Source organism: Mycobacterium sp. EPa45 (genome assembly GCF_001021385.1).
In the GTDB taxonomy this organism is placed as follows: Bacteria; Actinomycetota; Actinomycetes; order Mycobacteriales; family Mycobacteriaceae; genus Mycobacterium.
Genome location: NZ_CP011773.1, coordinates 3,918,375 through 3,940,332, shown reverse-complemented (window position 1 = coordinate 3,940,332; position 21,958 = coordinate 3,918,375). Strand labels below are relative to the sequence as shown.

Genomic DNA, 21,958 nt, shown 5'->3' with positions numbered 1-21,958 from the left:
TTGCCGGTCTACAATTTCACCATGACCAACGGCCCCCTCGAGTTCACGGTTGAGCGCAACGCGAATCCGGCGACCGACGAGGTACGGGCTCAAGTTCTGGCCGATCCGGGGTTCGGGCGCTTCCACACCGACCACATGGTGTCGGTGCTCTACACCGACGAACTGGGTTGGCACGACGCCCGCGTCGTGCCCTACGGCCCGATCGAACTGGACCCGTCGGCCATCGTGCTGCACTACGCGCAGGAGATCTTCGAAGGGCTCAAGGCCTACCGCTGGGCCGACGGCTCGATCGTGTCGTTCCGCCCGGAGGCCAACGCGCGACGGTTGCGCGCTTCGGCCCGTCGGCTGGCGATCCCGGAGCTGCCCGAGGAGCTCTTCGTCGAATCGCTGCGTCAGCTGATCGCCGTCGACGGCCAGTGGGTGCCGCCTGCCGGTGGCGAGGCGTCGCTGTATCTGCGGCCCTTCGTGATCGCCACCGAGCCGGGCCTAGGTGTGCGCCCCGCCACTGAATATCGCTACCTCGTGATCGCTTCGCCGGCCGGCGCCTACTTCAAGGGTGGGATCAAACCGGTCAGCGTCTGGCTGTCCACCGAATACGTGCGGGCCAGCCCCGGCGGCACCGGCGCGGCGAAGTTCGGCGGCAACTACGCCGCCTCGCTGCTGGCGCAGGCCGAGGCCGCCGAGCACGGCTGCGACCAGGTGGTGTGGCTGGATGCGATCGAACGCCGCTACGTCGAGGAGATGGGCGGGATGAACCTGTTCTTCGTCTTCGGCAGCGGCGGCTCCGCGCGGCTGGTCACCCCGGAACTGTCCGGCTCGCTGCTGCCCGGCATCACCCGCGATTCGCTGCTGCAGCTGGCCAGTGACGCCGGCTTCGCCGTCGAGGAACGCAAGATCGACGTCGAGGAATGGCGCAAGCGCGCGGCCGCGGGCGAGATCACCGAGGTGTTCGCGTGCGGCACCGCTGCGGTGATCACCCCGGTTTCGCACGTGAAGTCCGGAGACGGCGAGTTCACGATCGCCGACGGCGAGCCCGGCGAGGTGACGATGGCGTTGCGCGACACCCTCACCGGCATCCAGCGCGGCACCTTCGCCGACACCCACGGCTGGATGGCCCGGCTCAGCTAGCTTCGCACCGGTTTCGTCCAGACCGCTTGGCCCGGTAGAGCGCTTGGTCGGCGCGTGCCAGCCAGGAGGTGAGGTCGTCGGCATCGGTCAGTTCGGCCACGCCGATGCTCACCGTGACGGAGGCGACGGCGCCGAACGGGCTGTCGGCGATGCGGGCGCGAATCTTCTCGGCCATGTTGAGCGCATCGTCCGCGCCGCAGTTGCGCAGCATCACGACGAATTCCTCGCCGCCCCAACGCGCGACGACCGCAGTGGTGTCGACGGTATCGAGGACCCGACGGCAGATCTCGGCAAGCACCCGGTCGCCGGCTTGGTGGCCGTGGGTGTCGTTGATCAACTTGAAGTGGTCGATGTCGAGCATCAGCACCGTCAGCCGCTGGCGGGAGTCGCGGGCCTGCTCGAGGTCGGCGACCATGAGCTCCTCGCCGTGCCGGCGGTTCCACACGCCCGTCACCGGGTCATAGACGGCGAGCCGCCGCAGTTCGGCTTCGAACTCCTTGCGCTCACTGATGTCGCGCGTGACCCCCAGAATCTCCACGAGTCGACCGTCTGCGTCCAGCTGGGGGATCACCTGTACCTCGCCGACCATGATCGAGCCGTCTTTGCGGTAGTACTCCTGTTCGCCGCGGAAGACCGGGAGCTCGGTCCCCGACCCGGCGGCATCGAACAGCCGCCGATAGAAATCCAGGACGCTTGCCGCCGTGGCGGGTGGATGGGTCTGTGTTATCGACAGGCTCATGGCTTCGGCCGGGGTGAAGCCGCGGACCCGCTCGACCGAGGGACTGATGTAGGTGATGGTGCCGTCCGGTGCGGCCGTCCAGATGACTTCCCAGGCATTCTCGGCCAGCAGGCGATAGCGTTCCTGGGACGTTTTCAAGTCCGCTTCGGTCTCGCGCAGCTGGGTGATGTCCCGGGTCACGCCATCGAGGACCACCGACCCGTCGGGTCGTTGACGGCACTGGACCCAGGTGCGGCTGTAGATCGGCCGGCCGTCGCGATGGTGCCAGGTCAGCTCGACCGTGGTCGCACTGCCAGGCCGGAGCGCCAAGGTTTCGGCGAGCCGCCCGGCGTGGGAATCATCGATCCGGCCGAGCACCGCGGCCGGGTCGGCGAGCCCGTCGGCGGCCGGGCAGCCGAGCTGATGCTCGACGGCATCGGTGAGGAACTCGAATACCACGTCGGGGTTCACCCGCAGGATGAAGTAGACCAGGCTGCCACCTTTCGATACGCACTCGTACCAGGCGGCGTCGGGCCGATTGTCCGATGTATCCATAGCCTGGACCCCCCGGGGTAAACGCGCTGCGGGGCGCACTTCGAAGATTGTGCTCCGTCTGACTGTTCGTCGCGGGGAGTTCACCCGGAAGGGACGTCAGGAACTCAGTGCGTCCCGGCCTGCTCGAATCGACCGGTCTTGCGGCCCAACTTGATCCGGTACACCGAACCGCGGCGCAGACCCGTGTGGTCGGGCGGGGGTTGCCCCTCGGGCAAGGTGAGCAACGGCATGATTCGCTCGACGAGCAGCGCCAAGCCGGCGTCCCAGTCCTTCCCCCGGCACTCCTCGAAGGTTCCCCACGCGATGACGCTGCGCCAATTCGACAAGTCGTCTACCTGCTCGACCTCGACGCAGACCTGCGGATGGGCGCGCATCGCGCGCAGCTTGTCGCCGTCCATGGCGTGGCCGTACACGTAGGTCCCGTCGTAGACGTAGGTGACCGGCACGACGTAGACCTGCCCGTCGCTGATGCAGCCCAAGCGCGCGATCACCTCGGCGTGAAGCACGTCCTCGATCTGCCGGTCGTTGAGTTCACCCAGCACGAATCACCAATCCGAGGATGGTCAGCGTCGTCGTCAGTTCGATCACCGCACCCAGCACGTCGCCGGTTATACCGCCGAAGCGGCGCACGCAGTGACGCACCAAAAACACGGCCAAGGTCAGCGTAGCGAGCACGACGAGCGGGCCCTGCCAGATTCGGGGCGTCGCTATGGCGGCCAACCCCGCAACCAGGGCTGCCCAGGCCAGGGCAACCGCGGGCCGCTGGCTGCCTGCGACCTGTCCGCCAAGCGCGCTGCCGCTCGCCGCGGGCACCCCGCGGCGGCAGGCCAGCACCGCGGCCGCCCGCCCAGCGGCCAGCGCGGTGACGACCGCGAGCGCACCGGTCCAGCCCGGTGGCGCCGCCGAGAACGCCATCGCCTGGGCGGTCAGCACCACGACGACGGCCGCCACCCCGAAGGGGCCTGCCGTCCCGTCGCGCATCACCTGCAGCGCGCGCTCGGGCGGTCCGTAGCAGCCCAACGCGTCGACGGTGTCGGAGAGCCCATCGATGTGCAGACCACGGGTGACGAGCAGCAGCACCGCGACCGCGAGCAGCCCGGACAGGGCGTGATGCGTGCCGAACGCCCAGTCGCCGGCCCACACCACGACGGCGGCCAGCGCGCCTAGCGTCACCCCCACCACGGGCAGCGCCGTCATCGTCGAACGCCCGAACGTGCCCCCTCGGAGCGGGACGGGCAAGACCGTACCGAAGGCGAAAGCCGTTGCCAGCGAACGGAACACGGTCAGTCCGCGGACCTCTCGGAGACGCCGGCGCCCTCGAAGGTGGCCATCGATGCCAGGGTCGCGACGGCCGCCCGCAGCACCGGTAGCGCCACCGCGGCGCCGGTGCCCTCACCGAGGCGCAGGCCGAGGTCGATGATCGGCTCCAGCTCCAGGTGGGCCAGCGCCAGCGTGTGCGCCGGCTCGGTCGACCGATGCCCGGCCTGCCACCACGCGCGGGCCCCGGGAGCGATCCGGTCGGCGACCAGCGCGGCGGCTGTCACCACGACGCCGTCGAGCAGCAGGGGAGTGCGGCGCACGGCGGCCTGCGCGCAGAAGCCGGCCATCGCAGCGAGGTCCGCGCCACCGCAGGTGCGCAGCAACCCGACCGGATCGGGCCGGAACTGGCGCGCCCGGAACATCGCGTCGCGCACCGCCGCGGCCTTACGGGCCCAGCCGGCGTCGTCGATACCGGTGCCGCGGCCAACGACGGCCACCGGCTCGGTGTCAGTCAGGGTGGCGATCAATGCCGTTGCAGCCGTGGTGTTTCCGATGCCCATGTCACCGGCGATCAACAAGTCGGCGCCAGCGTCCACCTCGTCGTCGGCGAGCCGGCGGCCGGCCTCCAGTGCGGCGATGACCTCCTCGGCGCTCAGCGCGTCCTCGACCGCGATGTTGCCGCTGGATCGGCGAACCTTGTGCGCGCCGATCTCCGCGGTCAGCGGCTGGTCGCAGTCCACCGCGATGTCGACCACCCGCACCGACGCGCCCGCGACCTCGGCGAGCACGTTGATCGCCGCGCCGCCGGCCTCGATATTGGCCACCATCTGGGCGGTGACCTCCGGCGGGTACGCCGAAACGCCGGTGCGCGCGATCCCATGGTCACCGGCGAACACCACGACCCGGGCGCGCTCGAACTGCTTTGGCGGACACGATGCCTGGCACGCCGACACCCAGATCGAGAGATCCTCGAGCCGGCCCAGTGCGCCGGTCGGCTTGGTCAGAATGTCCTGACGGCGCTTGGCCGCGGCCGCGGCACGAGAATCTGGCGGGGAAACCGCGGGAAAGTCCATCAGCTCAACGCTTTCGTCGGTTTGACCCAGACCGGCAATCCCGCAACCACCAGGACCACCTGTTCACAGCACTGGGCGAGTCGTCGGTTGAGTGTGCCGAGCTCGTCTGTGAAGCGCCTGCCAGCCGCCGTCGCCGCCACGACGGTCAGCCCCACTTCCGGACTGACCAGCGCCAGCGGTCCGGTGAACCCTTCGACGGCGCTCATCAGCTCGTCGGCATCGGGTGTCACCGAAGCGCCGTCCCAGCCTCGGCGATCCAGTGCCGCGGTCAGCCAGCCGCCCAGGTCGTCGACGAGGGTGGCCGTCATCGGATCGTCGCGCAAAATGCCTGCCACATCCGCGGTTTCGACGGTGTGCCAGGATTGCGGCCGCCGCTCCCGGTGGGCGGCGACCCGTTCCGCCCAAGATGGGTCGGCCTCGGCGGCCGGACCGGTCGCGACGTAGCGCATGGAGGAATGGCCGGCCATGATCTCTTCAGCCCAACGTGATTTGCCCGACCTGATTCCGCCGAGGACCAGTGTGCGCACCGCGTCGGTGGACTCAGACAACCTTGGCGCCGCGCTCGACCTGCGGTCGCGGCGCGCGCATGCGGCGGATCTGAGAGGCCCGGCCCGCGGCATACATGCCGAGCTTGAAGGCGCCTTCTTCATTGTCCGGGAACTTGGCGTCGACGGCCTTGTTGACTTTGCGGCCCAACAGGATTCCGTCGATCGCCATGACCGCCATCAACACCAGCATCGCCGGTGAGATGAACAACTGCACCTGCGGCACGGCCAGCATCACGAAGATCAGGGCCAGCGCGGCGGGCATGAACAGCCCCAGCACGTTGCGCCGGGAGTCGACGATGTCGCGCGCGTAGCGGCGGACCGGCCCTTGATCGCGGGGCAACAGGTAGGCCTCTTCGCCGGCCATCATCCGCTCGCGCCGGTCGTTCATCGCCGTGCGGCGCTGCGCCTTCTCGGCCTGGCGTTCCTCTTTGGTCAGGGTGGCGCGCATCTCCTTGCGCCGCTTACGGGCCTCGGCCGTGGTCATCGGCGCCGGAGCGACCGGCCCGCGGCGCTTGGCGGAGGCATTGCGCTTCGGAGTGGGCTTGCCCTTGGGTGCGGTGGTGCGCGCCGCGCCGGCAGGCTCATCGACCTCGACCGGTTCGGCCTTGGCGGCACCTTCGTCGTTCTTGCGGCCCAGCAGCTTCACGCCTGCCAGGTTACCCTGCACGAATGCGGGTGCTGATCGCGCCGGACTGCTACGGCGACAGCCTGACTGCGGTCGAAGCCGCCCAGTCCATCGCCGCCGGTTGGCGACAAGCCCGGGCTTGTGACGATCTCGTTCTCGCGCCGCAGTCCGACGGCGGCCCCGGTTTCGTCGGCGTGCTGGCCGGGCGGCTCGGCGAGGTGCGTCGCACCCGGGTGTCCGGCCCGCTCACCGACGAAGTCGACGCCGACTGGGTGGACGACCGCGCGACATCGACGGCCTACATCGAGTGCGCGCAGGCCTGCGGGCTGGCGCTGCTGCCCGGGCCGCCCACCCCGGACACCGCCGTCGCAGCCCACAGCCGCGGGGTCGGCCAGCTGATCGGCGCTGCGCTGGACGCCGGCGCGCAGACGATCGTCGTCGGTCTCGGCGGCAGCTCCTGCACCGACGGCGGCCGGGGAATGGTCGAGGCGCTCGGCGGACTGGCCCGGGCGAAGGACAAGCTGGCCGCCGTCGATCTGATCGCTGCCACCGACGTCGAGCATCCGCTGCTCGGCCCGATGGGTGCGGCGCGGATCTTCGGCCCGCAGAAGGGCGCGGACGCGGGTGTCGTCGAGATCCTCGAGCAGCGGCTGACGGCATGGTCGGCCGAGCTCGACGCGCTGGCCGGGTACACCGTCGGCCCGCTGCCCGGCGCCGGTGCTTCCGGGGGATTGGGCGCAGCGCTGCTGGCCCTGGGCGCGCGCCGGGAATCCGGGGCGGCCGTCATCGCAGAGCACACCGGGCTGGCCGCGGACATCGCTGCGGCCGATCTGATCGTCACCGGAGAGGGGCGATTCGACGACCAGTCGCTGCACGGCAAGGTGGTCAGCGCGCTGGCCGGCGGTGCGCAGGCGCGGGGCGTCCCAGTGCTGGTACTGGCCGGTCAGGTCAGCCTGGGACCTGCAGAACTGGCTGAGGCGGGAATCACGGCGGCGTACGCCATCGCGGACTACGCCGGGTCGGTGCAGGTCGCGATCGACGACGCCGCTGCTCAGCTCACCGGCCTGGCCCGCGAGACCGCGGCATCAACTCGGGAATAGCGCCCGGACAAGGTACCGTTGATCAAGTGGGCCAAGCCCTGCATAGACATCTGCTTTTGAGGGAGACGCAATGACAGTTTCCGATCAGTCGACCGAGACCCAGACCCACGGCGCGGTGCTGACCGAGGCCGCAGCCGCCAAGGCCAAGGCTCTGCTGGACCAGGAGGGCCGCGACGACCTCGCGCTGCGCATCGCCGTGCAGCCCGGCGGCTGCGCCGGCCTGCGCTACAACCTGTTCTTCGACGACCGCACCCTCGACGGTGACCTGGTCAGCGAGTTCGGCGGCGTGAACCTGACCGTCGACCGGATGAGCGCGCCCTACATCCAGGGCGCCACCATCGACTTCGTCGACACCATCGAGAAGCAGGGCTTCACGATCGACAACCCGAACGCCACCGGCTCCTGCGCCTGCGGCGACTCCTTCAACTGATCCGAACTTTCAGCTCGGCGTCAACGGCCGTCCAGTCTCAGTACTGGGCGGCCGTTCGCAGTAGATACGAGCACACCAGCAGCTGATTGCCCTGGCGCAGCAGCTGCGCCACACCCTGCTCCTCGCCACGGTTGCCACGGCTGCCCGACGAGGCCACCTTCATGGTGAACAGCACCTGGGCCTGGTAGGACGACCACGGCACTACCGAGTCGATCGACGTCACCTCGGCGCCGGCGAACTGCCTGCGGAAGGCGTCGCTGGCCAGCTTGGCCAGCGCCAGATCGGACTTGCGGTCCTTCACCCCGTCGTACATGCCGCACAGGTTGTTCCGCGCGATGGTTTCGGTATCGCCCTTGGACAACGCGTTCAGATAGTTGGTGATCGAGGTCTTGGCCGCCTCCTGGCTGAACCCACCCGCCGTCGTCGTGCCGGACTCTCCGGTCCGGATGGTCAGGACCGCCGCGACGACCGCGCCGACGAGGACCAGTGCCAGCAGGCTCAGCCACAGCGCCGTGCGGCGCTTGCGCGGCTTCGGGGGGTAGGCCACCGGCGGCGGCAGGGCGCCGGGGTAGACACCGGGGTAGGGGACCGGCGGGATCGCGCCGGGCGGTCCGAACGGCCCGTCCGGGTACGGCTCGCCCTCGGCCCCGACCTGCTGATGCGGCGGAATCGGGCCAGCCATCGATAAGTCTCCTGAGGTCGCGGGAGGCCAAGACTTCAAGCACCCGCCGCAGCGGGACTGATGTCGGGCCATATAGTCGGCTCTTGTACGCAGGCTAGCGCACGGCCAGGGTGCTAGTCCCACTAGCGAATGAAGGGCGGCACAACGTGGCGATCGCGGTGACCGGATCCATTGCCACCGACCACCTGATGCGGTTTCCGGGGCGGTTCTCCGAACAGCTGCTCGCCGAGCACCTGCAGAAGGTCTCGCTGAGCTTCCTGGTCGACGACCTGGTGGTCCACCGCGGCGGCGTCGCCGGGAACATGGCCTATGCGATGGGCCTGCTGGGTGGCAAGCCGGTGCTGGTGGGCGCTGTCGGGTCGGACTTCGACCCCTACCGGCAGTGGCTGGAAGCGCACGGGGTGGACACCTCCGGCGTGCTGGTTTCGAAGACCGCCTACACGGCCCGGTTCGTCTGCACCACCGACGAGGACATGGCCCAGATCGCGTCGTTCTACCCGGGCGCGATGTCGGAAGCCCGCGAGATCAAGCTCGCCGACCTCGTAGAGCGAAGTGGCGCACCGGAATTGGTGATCATCGGCGCCAACGACCCGGAGGCGATGTTCCTTCACACCGAGGAGTGCCGCAAGCTCGGTCTGGCGTTTGCCGCCGATCCCAGCCAGCAGCTGGCCCGGCTCAACGGCGAGGAGATCCGCAGGCTCATCGACGGTGCGACCTACCTGTTCACCAACGACTACGAGTGGGATCTGCTGCTGCAGAAATCAGGCTGGTCCGAAGCCGAGGTGATGAGTCAGATTCAGCTGCGGGTCACCACGCTGGGCGAAAACGGCGTCGACCTCGTCGGTCGTGACGGCACCTTCATCCACGTCGACGTGCTACCCGAGACGCAGAAGGAGGACCCAACCGGCATCGGTGATGCCTTCCGCGCCGGATTCCTGACCGGCCGCGGTGCCGGCCTGAGCCTGGAGCGCGCCGCACAGCTCGCCTCGCTGGTCGCCACGCTGGTCCTGGAAGCCCCCGGTCCGCAGGAGTGGACGTGGGACCGCGACGCCGGGATCGCGCGGATCAAGGACGCCTACGGCCCGGAGGCCGCCGACGACATTGCGGCAGCGCTGAGCTAGAGCCCCGGGTCGCTTCGCTCCTGCCCGCCGAGCCTAGAGCTGCACGGGGTAGTGCGGCTCGCTGATCACCGGCACCACGCTCTCCTCGACGAAGATCGCGTGCCACAGCATGAAGATCAGCACGGTCCACAGCCGGCGGCTGTGATCACCCTCGCCGGCGCGGTGCGCGTCGAGCATGGCTCGCACCGCGGGAATTTCGACGAGATGACCGGCCTGCGAGGTGTCGATCATTCGGTAGGCCCAGTCCATCAGTTCACCTGAGCGCAGCCAGTGCCTGATGGGTACGGGGAAGCCGAGTTTGGCGCGATTGAGCACGTGTGCGGGCACGATCGGCTCGAGCGCGCGGCGCAGCGCGTACTTGGTGGTGGTCCGGGTGATCTTCTGGTCGTACGGCAAGCGGGACGCGACCGCGAACACCTCGGGGTCCAGGAACGGCACCCGCAGCTCCAGCGAGTTGGCCATCGTCATCTTGTCGGCCTTGACCAGGATGTCGCCGCGCAGCCAGGTGAACAGGTCGGTGTGCTGCATCCGGGCGACCGGGTCCCAGCCCGCCGATTCGGCGTAGATCGGGCCAGTGACGTCGGTGTGCGTCCAGTCCTCGCGAAAGCGGGGCAGCACCGCGCGCAGCTGTTCGTCGGAGAAGCTGCGGGCGTTGCCGTAGTAGCGCTCCTCGAGGGTCAGCGACCCCCGGTGCAGCAGGCTCTTGCCGCGCATACCCTCCGGGAGCGGCTTCGACGCCCGGCCCAGTGACTTGCGGACCGGCCGGGGAAGGTAGTCAAACGGCTTGAGCGACAACGGTTCCCGGTAGATCGTGTAGCCGCCGAACAGTTCGTCGGCGCCCTCGCCGGACAGCACCACCTTGACGTGCTTGCGGGCCTCGCGGGCGATGAAGAACAACGGCACCAGCGCGGGGTCGGCGACGGGTTCGTCGAGATACCAGACGATTTCGGGCAGCGCGGCCACGAACTCGGCCTGGCTGACCACCTTGGCCACGTGCCGCGCGCCGATCGCCTCGGCCGATGCGACCGCGACGTCGACCTCGGAGAAGCCTTCCCGCTCGAACCCGGTGGTGAAGGTGATCAGACGCGGGTTGTGCCGGATGGCCAGCGCGGCGATCGCGGTCGAATCGATGCCGCCGGACAGGAACGCCCCGACTGTGACGTCGGCGCGCATGTGCTTGGCCACCGAGTCCTCGAGGACCGCGGTGATCTCGTCGTACCGGGCTTGCTCGCCGCCCGCAGTGAACGGTGTGGCGGCGAAGCGGGGCGTGAAATAGCGCTTTACCCGTGGCTCCTCGCCGGGGCGGATGATCGCGTAGCTGCCCGACTCCAGCCGGCGCACGCCGCGGTGCAGCGTCTCGGGCTCGGGGACGTACTGGAGCACCGTGTAGTGCTGGATGGCCCGGGCGTCGAGCCCGTCGTCGAATCCGATCTCGGCGGCCAGCCCGAGCAGACACTTCTTCTCACTGGCGACGGCGGTGCCCGCCGACCCGGTCGCCATGAACAGGGGCTTGATGCCGAAGGGATCCCGGGCGCAGAACAGTTCGGAGTTCTTGGTGTCCCACAGCGCGAACGCGAACATGCCGCGAAGCCGGGTCAGCGCCTCGGTACCCCAATGGTGATAGGCGGCCACAATCGCCTCGCCGTCGCCGTCGGTGGCGAAGCTGGCGCCGAACTCGGCGCTCAGCGCCTGCCGCAGTTCGAGGTAGTTGTAGATCTCGCCGTTGAACACCAGCACGTAGCGGTCGGGTTCTTCCCGGGGGCCCCACCGCAGCGGCTGATGGGAATGGGCGATGTCGATGATCGACAACCGGTTGAATCCGAGCACCACCCGTTCGTCCGACCACGTGCCCGGCTCGTCGGGACCCCGGTGGCGCATCAGATGCGACGCGCCAGCCACCGCCTCGACGACGCCGGGTGTGACGGTGCTTGTGGGGTCTGTAACCAGGGCAAGCAGTCCGCACATCGGGCCTAGTATGCCGCAACTGCCGGATGTGCCGGGCTGGGTGTTCGGGCGTGGTCTACGCTGCGTAGTATTCGATGCGCGGAAAGTTCCCGCGACGACGAATATGCGGTGTGTGGGCCCCATAGTCCCCGATACAGGAGGCGCCAACGTGAAGACCCGCGGTTCCCGGTTCCGGGTGCTGGCGCTAGCCGTCACCTTTGGTGCGCTGGCGCTGACCCTCAGCGGGTGCAGCTGGCAGGAAGTGTTCGGTCTGGGCTGGCCCAAGGGCATCACTCCGGAAGCGCACACCAACCGCGACCTGTGGGTCTGGTCGGTCATCGCCGCGTTCGCCGTCGGCATCATCGTTTGGGGCCTGACCTTCTGGGCGATGGCGTTCCACCGCAAGAAGAAGGGCACGCCCGCCGACGCGCCGCTGCCGCGCCAGTTCGGCTACAACATGCCGCTCGAGCTCGTGCTCACGGTCATCCCGTTCCTGATCATCTCCGTGCTCTTCTACTTCACCGTTGTGGTGCAGGAGAAGATGATGCACCGCGACCCCAACCCCGAGGTCGTCATCGATGTCACGGCCTTCCAGTGGAACTGGAAGTTCGGCTACCAGAAGGTCGACTTCTCCGACGGCACGCTCAACTACGACGGCGCTGATCCGGCCCGCAAGGCCGCGATGGTCTCCAAGCCCGAAGGCAAGGACGAGCACGGCGAGGAGAAGGTCGGCGCAGTGCGCGGCCTCAACCCGCAGGACCGCACCTACCTGAACTTCGACAAGGTCGAGACCGAGGGCACCAGCAACGAGATCCCGGTGCTCGTGGTGCCGGCCGGCAAGCGGATCGAGTTCCAGGTCGCCTCGGCAGACGTCATCCACTCGTTCTGGGTGCCGGAGTTCCTGTTCAAGCGCGACGTCTTCCCGAATCCGGAAGCCAACCACACCGAGAACAAGTTCCAGGTCGCCGAGATCACCGAGACGGGCGCGTTCGTGGGGCGCTGCGCTGAAATGTGCGGCACGTACCACTCGATGATGAACTTCGAGGTGCGGGTGGTGTCAGCAGGAGACTTCAAGGCCTACCTGCAGCAACGCATCGCGGGCAAGACCAACGCCGAGGCGCTGAAGTCGATCAACCAGCCGCCGTTGGCCACCACCACGCACCCATTCGACACCCGTCGGGGCGAGCAAGTGATCCCGCAGGCGAGCAAGTAGGGGATTAGCAGATGCACATTGAAGCCAGGCTCTTCGAAATCCTGACCGCCTTCTTCGTCCTCGCCGCAATCGTCTACGGCGCGCTGACCGCGATCTTCCAGTACGGCGGCATCGAATGGGCAGGCACCACCGCGCTGGTGCTCACTGCCGGCCTGTCATTGATCACCGGCACCTTCTTCCGGTTCGTCGCCCGTCGCCTCGACACCCGTCCCGAGGACTACGAGGACGCTGAAATCAGCGACGGCGCAGGGGAATTGGGCTTCTACGCACCGCACAGCTGGTGGCCGATCCTGATCGCGCTGTCCTTCTCGACCGCCGCCGTCGGCGCCGCGCTGTGGCTGCCCTGGCTGATCGCGGCCGGTGTGGTCTTCGTGATCGCCGCGGTCTGCGGTCTGGTGTTCGAGTACTACATCGGGCCCGAGAAGCACTGAGACCTGTTTCGAAGGTCACAATCGAGACATCACTTGGCTGCTCAGGCGTGCTGCGTCCTATCCGGTGTGCCCGGTTGGGTAGGGTCTTGCCAGGGCAACGGGAGCCGTCGGCACGCTGCGTGCCAATCCTTGGCCCGCGTGCCGCGGTGATGTAGTCGAAAGAGGACAGCGAGCATGAGCGGGCCGAATCCGCCGGATGAGGAGTCGGGCGAGGTGGGTGAGACACCCACCGGTACAGGCTTTGAGGCCTACTCTGCGCCCGAATCCGAGCAGTACACCGCCGGTCCCTTCGTCGCGCCCGATCCCGCGTTGTACGACTACGACAGTTATGACGCGGGTACCGAGTACATCGAGGAACCGCAGCCACCGAGGTGGCCGTGGGTCGTCGGCGTCACCGCAATCGTTGCCGCCGTCGCCCTGGTGGTGTCGGTGTCGTTGTTGGTGACGAGTACCGACACCAACAATCTGGCTACGCCGGCGACGACTACGACGGTCAAACCGCCGCCGGTTCAGGACGAGATCACCACGACTGCGCCGCCGCCCCCGCCGCCACCTCCTGCCACGACCGAGCCGCCGCCCCCGCCGCCTCCGGAGACGGTTACGGTGACGACCGAACCGCCGGCACCCCCGCCACCCCCACCCCCGCCAGCGACGACGGAGGCACCACCACCCGTGACCACGACCACCGCCCCGCCGCCACCGGCCCCCACCTCGACGACTCCGGCCGGCCCGCGCCAGGTCACCTACACCGTGACCGGCACCAAGGCGCCCGGCGACATCATCTCCGTGACCTATGTCGACGCTTCAGGCCGCCAGCGCACTCAGCGCAACGTCTACATCCCGTGGTCGCTGACGGTGACGCCGATCTCCCAGTCTGATGTCGGCTCGGTGCAGGCTTCCAGCCTGTTTCTGGTGAGCCGGCTGAACTGCTCGATCACGACCAGCGACGGCCAGGTTTTGTCGTCGAACCAGAACAACGCTGCGCAAACGAGCTGCTGATGACTACAGATACCGAAGACCGCCGGTCACCGGAGACCACCGACCGGCTGCTGGTCGGCGTGTGCGGCGCGATCTGGCTGGTGCTGCTGGCCGTCACGGTGATCGCGATCGTCGCGCTGGTGGACATGAGCCGCGGCCATGCCGCAAGCACGGGCGGCTCACACACGCCGTGGTTGTTGTACAGCATCATCATCGTGTCGGCGGTGATCATTCTCGGCGCGATCCCGCTGCTGATCCGGGCACGCCGCGCGGCGCAGTCCGATTCGCGGCTGACGGCCGAGCCGGCCAAGGTGCCCCCACCGCGCCCCACGAGCGCTCCAGGCGCCCCTGTGCGTGGCACCGAGGCGCCCACGGAGAAGATGAAAGTCTTCGGCTCGACGGTTGATCCGTACGAGCGGTATCAGCCCGATTTCGCCCAGTCGTCGGCGTCGCGGCGGGCTGATCCGTTGATACCGGCCACCGAACTGGACCGGCTGTGGCTGCGCTGCACGGTGATGCTGGCCGGTGCGATCGGTCTGGCGCTGGTCGGGGTTTCGACCGCGACCTACCTGATGGCAGTGAACAACGACACCGCGGCGTGGGTGGCCCTAGGCCTGGCGGCGGTCATCACGATCGCGATGCCGGCGATCCCGGTGACCTACCTACGTCAGCTGCACGGCGCAGTAGAAGACGCAGTTCCGGCGTAATTGGGCGTGCGCTGGCTGCACCGTGTGCACCCAACAGGCTCAACAAGAGAACCCCGGGCCCTGTGGACCCGGGGTTCTCTTGGTTGGTGCTAGTGGTGGTGGCCGTTGCCACTTCCGTTGCCGTTGCCGTTGTGCTCGCCGTCCTGCCATTCCTTCAGGGCGGTGAGCGTCCGGAGCTCGGAGGCGTGTGCTGCCTCGTTGAGCGCGGCATCCTCGGACGCCGGGTCGGCGGTGAGGAAGCTGCCGTGGCCGGTTCGGCCGCCGGAGCCGAGCTTGTTCATTCGCTTGGGCAGAGCCGCTCCCTGGTACGCCAGTGGAATCGGGTGGCCATGCTCGTCGACCGGGCCCAGCGGCTGGTGCAGCTCGATGTAGGCACCGTGCGGCAGCCGCTTGATGATGCCCGTCTCGATGCCGTGCTCCAGCACCTCACGGTCGCTGCGCTGCAGGCCGACCGCCCACCGGTAAGCGATGAAGAAGATCAGCGGCGGCAACACCAGCGAGCCGATGCGGCCGATCCACGTCGTCGCGTTCAGGGAGATGTGGAACTTCAGCGCGATGACGTCGTTCATCGCGGCCAGCGTCCACACCATGTACAGCGAGATCGCCATCGCACCGATCGCGGTTCGCGTCGGAGCGTCACGCGGACGCTGCAACAGGTTGTGGTGTGCGGTGTCCCCGGTGAACTTCTTCTCCAGGAACGGGTACGCGATCAGCAGCCCGAACACCAGGCCCATGACCAGTGCGACCCAGAACGCCGCCGGGATCGTGTGGTGCCCGAGGTAGAGCTCCCACGGCGGGAAGATACGGGCGAGGCCTTCCGTCCACATCATGTAGAAGTCGGGCTGGCTGCCGGCCGACACCTGCGACGGCTTGTAGGGGCCGAGCTGCCAGATCGGGTTGATCTGCAGCAGGCCACCCATCAGGCCGAGGATGCCGACAGTCACCGCGAAGAACGCGCCGGACTTCACCGCGAACACCGGCATGACGCGCACGCCGACGACGTTCTTCTCGGTGCGGCCGGGGCCGGGGAACTGGGTGTGCTTCTGGAACCAGACCAGCGCCAGGTGAACACCGATGAGCGCCAAGATGATTCCGGGGATCAGTAGGATGTGCAGTGCGTACATCCGGGGGAGCAGGGTGCCCACCGCGCTGCACTGGTAGCCCAACCCACCGCAGGGGAAGTCACCGCCGAACAGCGCCCAGTGCAACCAGGTTCCGACGATCGGCACGCTCATCGTGATCGACGACAGTGCCGCGCGAAGGCCGATGCCGGACAGCAGGTCGTCGGGCAGTGAGTAGCCGAAGTAGCCCTCGAACATGGACAGGATCAACAGCAGCGAGCCGATCACCCAGTTGGCCTCGCGGGGGCGGCGGAACGCACCGGTGAAGAAGATGCGGGCCAGGTGCACCATGATCGACGCGGAGAACAGCAGCGCGGCCCAGTGGTGGATCTGCCTTACGAACAGCCCGCCGCGGATCTCGAAGCTGATGTCGAGGGTCGAAGCGAACGCCTTCGACATCTCCAGGCCCCGAAGCGGTTGGTAGACACCCTGATACGTCACCTCGGCCATTGACGGGTCGAAGAACAGCGAGAGGTACACGCCGGTGAGTAGCAGCACGATGAAGCTGTACATCGCGATCTCACCCAGCAGGAACGACCAGTGCGTGGGGAAGACCTTGTTCAGCTGGCGCCGAACCGCGGCCGACGGGTGGTAGCGAGAGTCGATGGCGTCGCCCTGCTTGGCCAGGGCATCGTTGAGTTTCGGACTCATGATGTGCGCTCCCAGAATGCGGGTCCGACGGGCTCGGCGAAGTCGCCGTTGGCGACCAGATACCCGTCCTTGTCAATGGTGATCGGCAACTGCGCCAACGCGCGCGCAGCCGGACCGAAGATCGGCCGTGCGAAATGCAGTGCGTCGAACTGCGATTGGTGGCACGGGCACAGGATGCGGTAGGTCTGCTGCTCGTACAGCGAGGCCGGGCAGCCCAGGTGCGAGCAGACCTTGGTGTAGGCGAAGAGTTCACCGAAGTTGAAGCTCTCCTGGCCTTGGCGCTTGACCACCTTGGATATGTCGGCCGGCTTGATGCGGATCAGCATCACCGGATTCCGGACGCCCATCGCGATTTCCGACAACCGCTCATGGCTTTCGACGGTGGTGCCGTCACCGTCGCTCTCACGCCACGGGAACACCGTCTCCATGCCGCCGGCGTCGATGTCCTCGGGCCGCATCTTGACGAAGGGCGACTCGCCCGGCAGGCCGGTGGCCCGCGCCAGGAAGATCGTCTCGCCGGCGAATCGCGGGGTCCACCCCGAGGTCCACAGCACCGCCTTCTTACCTTCGGCGGTGGGTACCACGGGCTTCCACGGGTTCTTTATCAGACCGCCGATGAACGCCACCAGCGTGCCCGCGCCGAACGCGCCGAGCCCGATGCCGAACGACAGCCCGACCAACTTGCGCCGCTTGATCGTCGAGCCCTCGAGTGCGTCAGTGAGGTTGGCGACGACGGTCTTGCGGGCGATCTCCGGGGAGGCGCCGTCGTGGCGCTCCTGGACCGAGATCTCCTCGGGGATGAACTTCTTCTGGTAGAGCACCGCGCCGATGCCGATCGCCAGGATCGACATGCCGAAGGTCAGTCCGTAGAGCGGGGTCGCCAACTCGGACAGGGAACGCTCGTTGGAGCCGTCCCACTGCCACGGCCAGAACAGGAACACCAGCAGCAGTGCCAGCCCGAACAGGCCGCCGATCAGCAGCCAGAGCGACACCACCCGCGCGGCACGCTTCTCGGCCTTGGTTCCCTCAACCGGCCAGCGGGGCTCCTTGAGGATGGTCTCGACGCCGTCGATCCGGCCGCCGAGATTGACCAATTCGTCCCGCGACATCGTGGCCAGCTCGGCGTCGGTGGGTTGGCCCGGTACGCCGGCGTGCTCGGGGACGTCGGTTCCCTTGTTCACGTCGTCACTCATGATGATCTCGCTCCGATCCACAGAGCCGCCGCGATGACAGCGACCATGCCGATGATCCAGGCCGCCATGCCCTCCGAGGACGGTCCGAAGCCGCCGAGGCCGTAGCCGCCGGGATCCGGCGCGCGAGTGGCCATGCGCACGTAGGCGACGATGTCCCGCTTCTCCTCGGGAGAAAGCTGGCGGTCACCGAACTTGGGCATGTTCTGCGGACCGGTCAGCATCGCGGTGTAGATCTGGGCCGGGGTGGCCGGCTCGAGCTCGGGCGCGTACTTGCCCGACGACAGCGCGCCGCCCTTGCCGGTGAAGTTGTGGCAGGAGGCGCAGTTCAGCCGGAACAGGTCGCCGCCACGGGCGACGTCGTTGCCGACCAGCGAGTGGTCGGCGATCTGGCCGTTGGAATCGCGGGGAACCAGCGGTCCGCCGCCATTGGCCTGCACGTAGGCACCGAGGGCGTCGATCTGGGCTTCGTCGAAGATCGGGTCCTTGCGCGGAGCCTGGGCCTCGCCGCGCATCGCCGGCATGCGGCCGGTGGAGACCTGGAAGTACACCGCGGCCTCGCCGACACCGATCAGGCTGGGCCCGCGACCCTCGACGCCCTGCAGGTTGGCTCCGTGGCAGGTGACACACGAGGTGTCGAACAGCTGCTTGCCGGTGCGCAGCAGCGCGGACTGCGATTCGTCGGCCACCGCCACCTGCGGTGTGGGCGTCAGCGTGGCGGCCAGGCCGCCGGCGACACCGAGGCCGACCAAGAGCAGTACCGCGCCGGTCAGGCGGCGACGAAGCCGGCGACGCGACTTGTCACTCATCGCCGGAGCCTTCGGCTGCCCCGATCTCTTCAGCATCGAACCCCTTCTCATCGGATGAAGTAGATCGTCGCGAACAGGGCGATCCACACGATGTCGACGAAGTGCCAGTAGTAGGACACGACGATGGCGGCGGTCGCCTGGGCGGGCGTGAACTTGCTCATCGTGGTGCGCAGCAGAAGCAGGATGAACGCGACCAGACCGCCGATCACGTGCAGACCGTGGAATCCGGTGGCGAGGTAGAACACGCTGCCGTACGCGCTGCCCGGAATCGTCGTTCCGTGGGTGACCAGGTGGAAGTACTCGTAGCCCTGGCCCAGGACGAAGAACAGGCCCATCAGGAACGTGATCACATACCAGCGGCGCAGCCCGTAGACGTCGCCACGCTCGGCCGCGAACACACCCATCTGGCAGGTGAACGACGATGCGATCAGCACCAGCGTCACCGGAACCGCCTGATACAGGTTCAGTTCGGTAGGCGGCGGCGGCCATACCCCGCCGGCCTGCGCACGGGCAGTGAAGTACATCGCGAACAGTCCAGCAAAGAACATCAGCTCACTGGAAAGCCATACGATGGTGCCAACACTGACCATGTTCGGCCGGTTCAGCGAATGTACGCGCGATGTGATCGCAGTTCCCGAGGTGCCAACAGCGCTCGTCACAAGAAGAAGTATGACGCTTTGTAGTTGTCGAGGTACAGCCAGGGCCCCAATTGGTCACAACTGTCGGGAAACCGGCGTGTGGAGATGCCCGGCGGCATGGGAACATCGGCGCGTGACTCACCCGCTTTCCTCGCCCGGCGCCGGCCCGTCGGACACATCATGGCCGCAGGTCCTGGACCGGTTGACGGCCAGCCTGGAACTGACGCCCGGGCAGGCGGGCTGGGCGATGGACCAGATCATGAGCGGGGTCGCGACACCTGCGCAGATCGCCGCCTTCGGCGTGTCGATGAAGATGAAGCGGCCGACCGCCGCCGAGGTGCGCGAGTTGGCCGACACGATGCTGTCCTACGCGCGCATGGTGCCCACCGACGAGATCGGTACCGACACGGTCGACATCGTCGGCACCGGGGGCGATCGCGCCAACACCGTCAACCTCTCGACGATGTCGGCGATCGTGGTTGCGGCCGCCGGTGTGCCGGTGGTCAAACACGGCAACCGTGCGGCGTCGTCCAAGAGCGGTGGCGCCGACATGCTCGAGGCGCTCGGGGTGCGCATCGACCTCGGTCCGAGCGAGGTGGCCCGCTGCGTCAAGGAGGTGGGCATCGGGTTCTGTTTCGCGCCGGTGTTCCATCCGTCCTACAAGTTCGCCGGGCCGCCGCGCCGCGAGATCGGGGTGCCGACGGTCTTCAATCTGCTTGGGCCGCTTACCAATCCGGCAAGCCCGCGCGCCGGGCTGATCGGGTGTGCGTTCGGTGATCTGGCCGAGGTGATGGCCGGGGTGTTCGCCGCCCGCCGCAGCAGTGTGCTCGTGGTGCACGGCGACGACGGTCTCGACGAGCTGACCACCACGACCACCAGCACGATCTGGCGGGTGCAGGCCGGCACCATCGACAAACTGACGTTCGACCCGCTGGGGTTCGGCTTCCCACGGGCTCGTGTCGAGGAGCTGGTCGGCGGGGAGGCCGACGAGAACGCCGAGGAGGCGCGCAACGTGCTCGGCGGCGCGAAGGGACCCGTGCGGGACGCGGTGATCCTCAACGCCGCGGGGGCGATGGTCGCCCACGGCGGACTATCCAGCCACGCCGAATGGCTGCCGTGCTGGGAGGATGGGCTGGCCCGTGCCGCCGAGGCGATCGACTCCGGCGCGGCCGAGCAGCTCCTGGCGCGTTGGGTGCGGTTCAGCCAGCAGCTCTGAGGTGAGTTGTTCGGCCGCCAGTCGGGCCGATCGAGCCGTCGCCGCCCACTGGGCCCACGGGCCCGCGGAAGCCAGTGGTGAGGCCAAACCCGTTGTGGCGCTGACGATTCGCACACCCGGCGCGTTGATCCAGCGTGCGATCAGCGCGGTCTCTTCAACCAACGCGCCGGCCAGGGGTGCCGGCCGGGGAAGCACGACTTGCGCCCCGGCCTGCAGTGCTTCGATCACCGGCATGGGCGGGACCCGACGGGGGGCAACGCCGGCTCCGGCGAGTTGCCCGTGCCGGATCACCGCAAGCTGCCAGCCGCCGGCGCCGTCCGGCGCGGCGGCAACGAGTTCTTCGACGGTGGTGAGGGCACGCAGGCGCTGGCCGCGCCACAGCACGTCGACGGCAGCGGCGATGTGGTCGCGCAGCCGCGCTGCGCTCTCGTAGCGCGACTTCTGCGCCAGCTCGCCGACCTGATCGACGGCCGCACCGAGCGCGCCGTTGTCCAGGCCTTCGATCAGTGCGGCCGCGCGCTGTGGGGCGGCCGCGTATTCCGCAGCGGTGATGCCGCGCGGTGCCGGACAGGGGGATACCTCGCGTTCCGGACAGGCAGGTCCGTGCTCGCCCGTGCGGCCGACGCGGCTGGTGCAGGTGCGCACACCGGTGAACCGGGCGATGAGTTCGGCGGTGTCGAGCGCGTCGGCCCGCGACCGAAACGGGCCGACCGCGCGGTCGTGGCGCGGCTCGCGGACCACCGAGAGCCGCGGGAAGGCCTCGTCGGTCAGCACCACCCACCACCAGCGGTGCGGGAAGCGGGAGCGGCGGTTGTAGGGCGGCGCGTGCGCGGCCAGCAGTCGCAGCTCGCGGACCCCGGCTTCCAGCGCGTGGGCGCATTCGACGTGGTCGACCGCTGTCGCCAGCGCCACCATCTCCTTCATCCGCCCGCGCGGATCGGCGCCGTTGAAGTATTGGCTCACCCGGCGGCGCAGATCGGTGGCGGTTCCGATGTAGAGCACCTCGGCGGCCGGCCCGCGGAACAGGTACACCCCGGGCCGGTGCGGCAGGTTACGGGCCAAAACCCGTTTACTGCGTTGGGCATTCGAGATGTTGGGCAGAAACCCGCGCAGGTCGGTGTAGGTGTGCACACCCTGATTGCCGACGCGCTCGATCAACGCGTGCAAGACGTCGACGGTGGCGCGGGCGTCGTCGAGGGCGCGGTGGGTCGGTGTGGTGGCGGAGCCGACGAGTGCGGCCAGCGTGGACAGCCGCACGCTGGGCGCCTCCTCCCGGGTCAGCACGCGGCGGGCCAGCTTCACCGTGCACAACACCGGCGGTCGGGGCCAGGGGATGCCGCATTGTTCGGCGGCGGACTTCAGGAAGCCGATGTCGAATCCTGCGTTGTGGGCGACCAGCACTGCGCCCCGGGCGAATTCGAGGAACATCGGCAGCACGGCGGCGATGGTGGGGGCGTCGTGGACCATCGCGGTGGTGATCCCGGTGAGCCGGATGATCTGCGGCGGGATGGACCGCTGCGGGTCCACCAGGGTGGCGAACTCGCCGAGCACCTCGCCGCCGCGGACCTTGACCGCACCGATTTCGGTGATCGCATCGCGGGAGCCGTCCGCCGATGCGGTGGCCCGCCCGCCGGTGGTCTCCAGGTCGACGACCACGAACGTGGTCTCGCGCAGCGACAGATCCGCCGCCGGGTCGACGTCGGCGAAGCTCAGCTGCGCATCGATCCGGGAGCCCGCCACAGCGATTGACGGTAAGCAGCCCCACCGACACCGCGGCGTTGACACTCCGCACGGCCCGGACTTGTCGGTGGCCGGCGATA

General features: G+C 68.3%; 21 protein-coding genes and 1 pseudogene. 9 read left to right on the top strand and 13 right to left on the bottom strand.

The features are described from left to right. Positions 1 to 21: 21 nt before the first annotated feature. Entirely contained in the window at positions 22 to 1,128 is a 1,107-nt protein-coding gene (locus AB431_RS18875; protein ID WP_047333577.1) for a branched-chain amino acid aminotransferase, read from the top strand. Here the strand turns inward: AB431_RS18875 and AB431_RS18870 are convergent. The 6 genes from AB431_RS18870 to AB431_RS18845 form a co-directional block, all read right to left on the bottom strand. Beyond that, positions 1,121 to 2,401, bottom strand: a complete 1,281-nt coding sequence (locus AB431_RS18870) for a sensor domain-containing diguanylate cyclase (RefSeq protein ID WP_052960325.1) — start codon at positions 2,399 to 2,401, stop codon at positions 1,121 to 1,123. The genes AB431_RS18875 and AB431_RS18870 overlap by 8 nt on opposite strands. Before the next feature lie 104 nt (positions 2,402 to 2,505). Beyond that, positions 2,506 to 2,943, bottom strand: a complete 438-nt coding sequence (locus AB431_RS18865) for a pyridoxamine 5'-phosphate oxidase family protein (RefSeq protein WP_047331222.1) — start codon at positions 2,941 to 2,943, stop codon at positions 2,506 to 2,508. Then, positions 2,933 to 3,682 carry an adenosylcobinamide-GDP ribazoletransferase gene (locus AB431_RS18860; protein WP_047331221.1) on the bottom strand — a complete coding sequence of 250 codons (750 nt, stop codon included), beginning with the start codon at positions 3,680 to 3,682 and terminating at the stop codon, positions 2,933 to 2,935. Before AB431_RS18860 ends, AB431_RS18865 begins: the two co-directional genes overlap by 11 nt. 2 nt (positions 3,683 to 3,684) lie before the next feature. Beyond that, positions 3,685 to 4,734 carry a nicotinate-nucleotide--dimethylbenzimidazole phosphoribosyltransferase gene (gene cobT / locus AB431_RS18855; protein WP_047331220.1) on the bottom strand — a complete coding sequence of 350 codons (1,050 nt, stop codon included), beginning with the start codon at positions 4,732 to 4,734 and terminating at the stop codon, positions 3,685 to 3,687. Beyond that, the gene (locus AB431_RS18850) at positions 4,734 to 5,261 is read right to left on the bottom strand and encodes a bifunctional adenosylcobinamide kinase/adenosylcobinamide-phosphate guanylyltransferase (protein WP_047331219.1); all 528 of its coding nucleotides are present in this window, start codon (positions 5,259 to 5,261) and stop codon (positions 4,734 to 4,736) included. Before AB431_RS18850 ends, cobT begins: the two co-directional genes overlap by 1 nt. A 13-nt stretch (positions 5,262 to 5,274) precedes the next feature. Then, positions 5,275 to 5,928, bottom strand: coding sequence for a DUF3043 domain-containing protein (locus tag AB431_RS18845; RefSeq protein WP_047333575.1), 654 nt, complete (start codon positions 5,926 to 5,928; stop codon positions 5,275 to 5,277). Between the two features lie 23 nt (positions 5,929 to 5,951). Between AB431_RS18845 and AB431_RS18840 the strand changes: the two genes are divergently transcribed. Together AB431_RS18840 and AB431_RS18835 are read left to right on the top strand one after the other, a co-directional pair. Further along, positions 5,952 to 7,007, top strand: coding sequence for a glycerate kinase (locus AB431_RS18840; protein WP_047331218.1), 1,056 nt, complete (start codon positions 5,952 to 5,954; stop codon positions 7,005 to 7,007). Positions 7,008 to 7,077: 70 nt separating this feature from the next. Further along, positions 7,078 to 7,437 carry an iron-sulfur cluster assembly accessory protein gene (locus AB431_RS18835; protein WP_047331217.1) on the top strand — a complete coding sequence of 120 codons (360 nt, stop codon included), beginning with the start codon at positions 7,078 to 7,080 and terminating at the stop codon, positions 7,435 to 7,437. Positions 7,438 to 7,474: 37 nt separating this feature from the next. Here the strand turns inward: AB431_RS18835 and AB431_RS18830 are convergent, their stop codons facing one another. Next, entirely contained in the window at positions 7,475 to 8,119 is a 645-nt protein-coding gene (locus AB431_RS18830) for a hypothetical protein (protein ID WP_047331216.1), read from the bottom strand. A 146-nt stretch (positions 8,120 to 8,265) separates the two neighbouring features. Here AB431_RS18830 and AB431_RS18825 point away from each other — a divergent pair, with 146 nt between their 5' ends. Beyond that, the gene (locus AB431_RS18825; protein ID WP_047331215.1) at positions 8,266 to 9,240 is read left to right on the top strand and encodes a carbohydrate kinase family protein; all 975 of its coding nucleotides are present in this window, start codon (positions 8,266 to 8,268) and stop codon (positions 9,238 to 9,240) included. 33 nt (positions 9,241 to 9,273) lie between these two features. Here AB431_RS18825 and asnB read toward each other — a convergent pair whose 3' ends face one another. After that, positions 9,274 to 11,205 (bottom strand): asparagine synthase (glutamine-hydrolyzing), encoded by a 1,932-nt coding sequence (gene asnB / locus AB431_RS18820; protein ID WP_047331214.1) that lies wholly within the window; start codon positions 11,203 to 11,205, stop codon positions 9,274 to 9,276. A 148-nt stretch (positions 11,206 to 11,353) separates the two neighbouring features. Between asnB and AB431_RS18815 the strand changes: the two genes are divergently transcribed. From AB431_RS18815 to AB431_RS18800, 4 genes are all read left to right on the top strand, one after another. After that, positions 11,354 to 12,397: a cytochrome c oxidase subunit II gene (locus AB431_RS18815; RefSeq protein ID WP_144418307.1), complete on the top strand. Its 1,044-nt coding sequence runs from the start codon at positions 11,354 to 11,356 to the stop codon at positions 12,395 to 12,397. A gap of 11 nt (positions 12,398 to 12,408) precedes the next feature. Then, on the top strand, positions 12,409 to 12,828 hold the full coding sequence (locus AB431_RS18810) for a cytochrome c oxidase subunit 4 (RefSeq protein ID WP_047331212.1): 420 nt from the start codon (positions 12,409 to 12,411) through the stop codon (positions 12,826 to 12,828). A 174-nt stretch (positions 12,829 to 13,002) separates the two neighbouring features. Further along, positions 13,003 to 13,827, top strand: coding sequence for an MmpS family transport accessory protein (locus tag AB431_RS18805; protein ID WP_047331211.1), 825 nt, complete (start codon positions 13,003 to 13,005; stop codon positions 13,825 to 13,827). Beyond that, positions 13,827 to 14,513, top strand: a complete 687-nt coding sequence (locus tag AB431_RS18800) for a DUF2561 family protein (RefSeq protein ID WP_047331210.1) — start codon at positions 13,827 to 13,829, stop codon at positions 14,511 to 14,513. The genes AB431_RS18805 and AB431_RS18800 overlap by 1 nt, the downstream gene beginning before the upstream one ends. An 89-nt stretch (positions 14,514 to 14,602) precedes the next feature. Here AB431_RS18800 and AB431_RS18795 read toward each other — a convergent pair whose 3' ends face one another. The 4 genes from AB431_RS18795 to AB431_RS18780 are packed head-to-tail and all read right to left on the bottom strand — an operon-like array spanning position 14,603 to position 18,943. Continuing rightward, positions 14,603 to 16,285, bottom strand: coding sequence for a cytochrome bc complex cytochrome b subunit (locus AB431_RS18795; RefSeq protein WP_047331209.1), 1,683 nt, complete (start codon positions 16,283 to 16,285; stop codon positions 14,603 to 14,605). Further along, complete coding sequence (locus AB431_RS18790) at positions 16,282 to 17,478, bottom strand: ubiquinol-cytochrome c reductase iron-sulfur subunit (RefSeq protein ID WP_047333574.1); 1,197 nt, start codon at positions 17,476 to 17,478, stop codon at positions 16,282 to 16,284. The genes AB431_RS18795 and AB431_RS18790 overlap by 4 nt, the downstream gene beginning before the upstream one ends. Beyond that, the gene (locus AB431_RS18785) at positions 17,475 to 18,320 is read right to left on the bottom strand and encodes a c-type cytochrome (RefSeq protein ID WP_162489417.1); all 846 of its coding nucleotides are present in this window, start codon (positions 18,318 to 18,320) and stop codon (positions 17,475 to 17,477) included. The genes AB431_RS18790 and AB431_RS18785 overlap by 4 nt, the downstream gene beginning before the upstream one ends. Before the next feature lie 11 nt (positions 18,321 to 18,331). Further along, positions 18,332 to 18,943, bottom strand: a complete 612-nt coding sequence (locus tag AB431_RS18780) for a heme-copper oxidase subunit III (RefSeq protein WP_047331207.1) — start codon at positions 18,941 to 18,943, stop codon at positions 18,332 to 18,334. A 112-nt stretch (positions 18,944 to 19,055) separates the two neighbouring features. Between AB431_RS18780 and trpD the strand changes: the two genes are divergently transcribed. Then, positions 19,056 to 20,138 carry an anthranilate phosphoribosyltransferase gene (gene trpD / locus AB431_RS31270; RefSeq protein ID WP_052960324.1) on the top strand — a complete coding sequence of 361 codons (1,083 nt, stop codon included), beginning with the start codon at positions 19,056 to 19,058 and terminating at the stop codon, positions 20,136 to 20,138. Here the strand turns inward: trpD and AB431_RS30050 are convergent. Continuing rightward, positions 20,076 to 21,878, bottom strand: a pseudogene (locus tag AB431_RS30050) (DEDD exonuclease domain-containing protein); the annotation flags it as partial. The gene trpD and the pseudogene AB431_RS30050 sit on opposite strands and share 63 nt — an antisense overlap. Positions 21,879 to 21,958 lie beyond the last annotated feature (80 nt).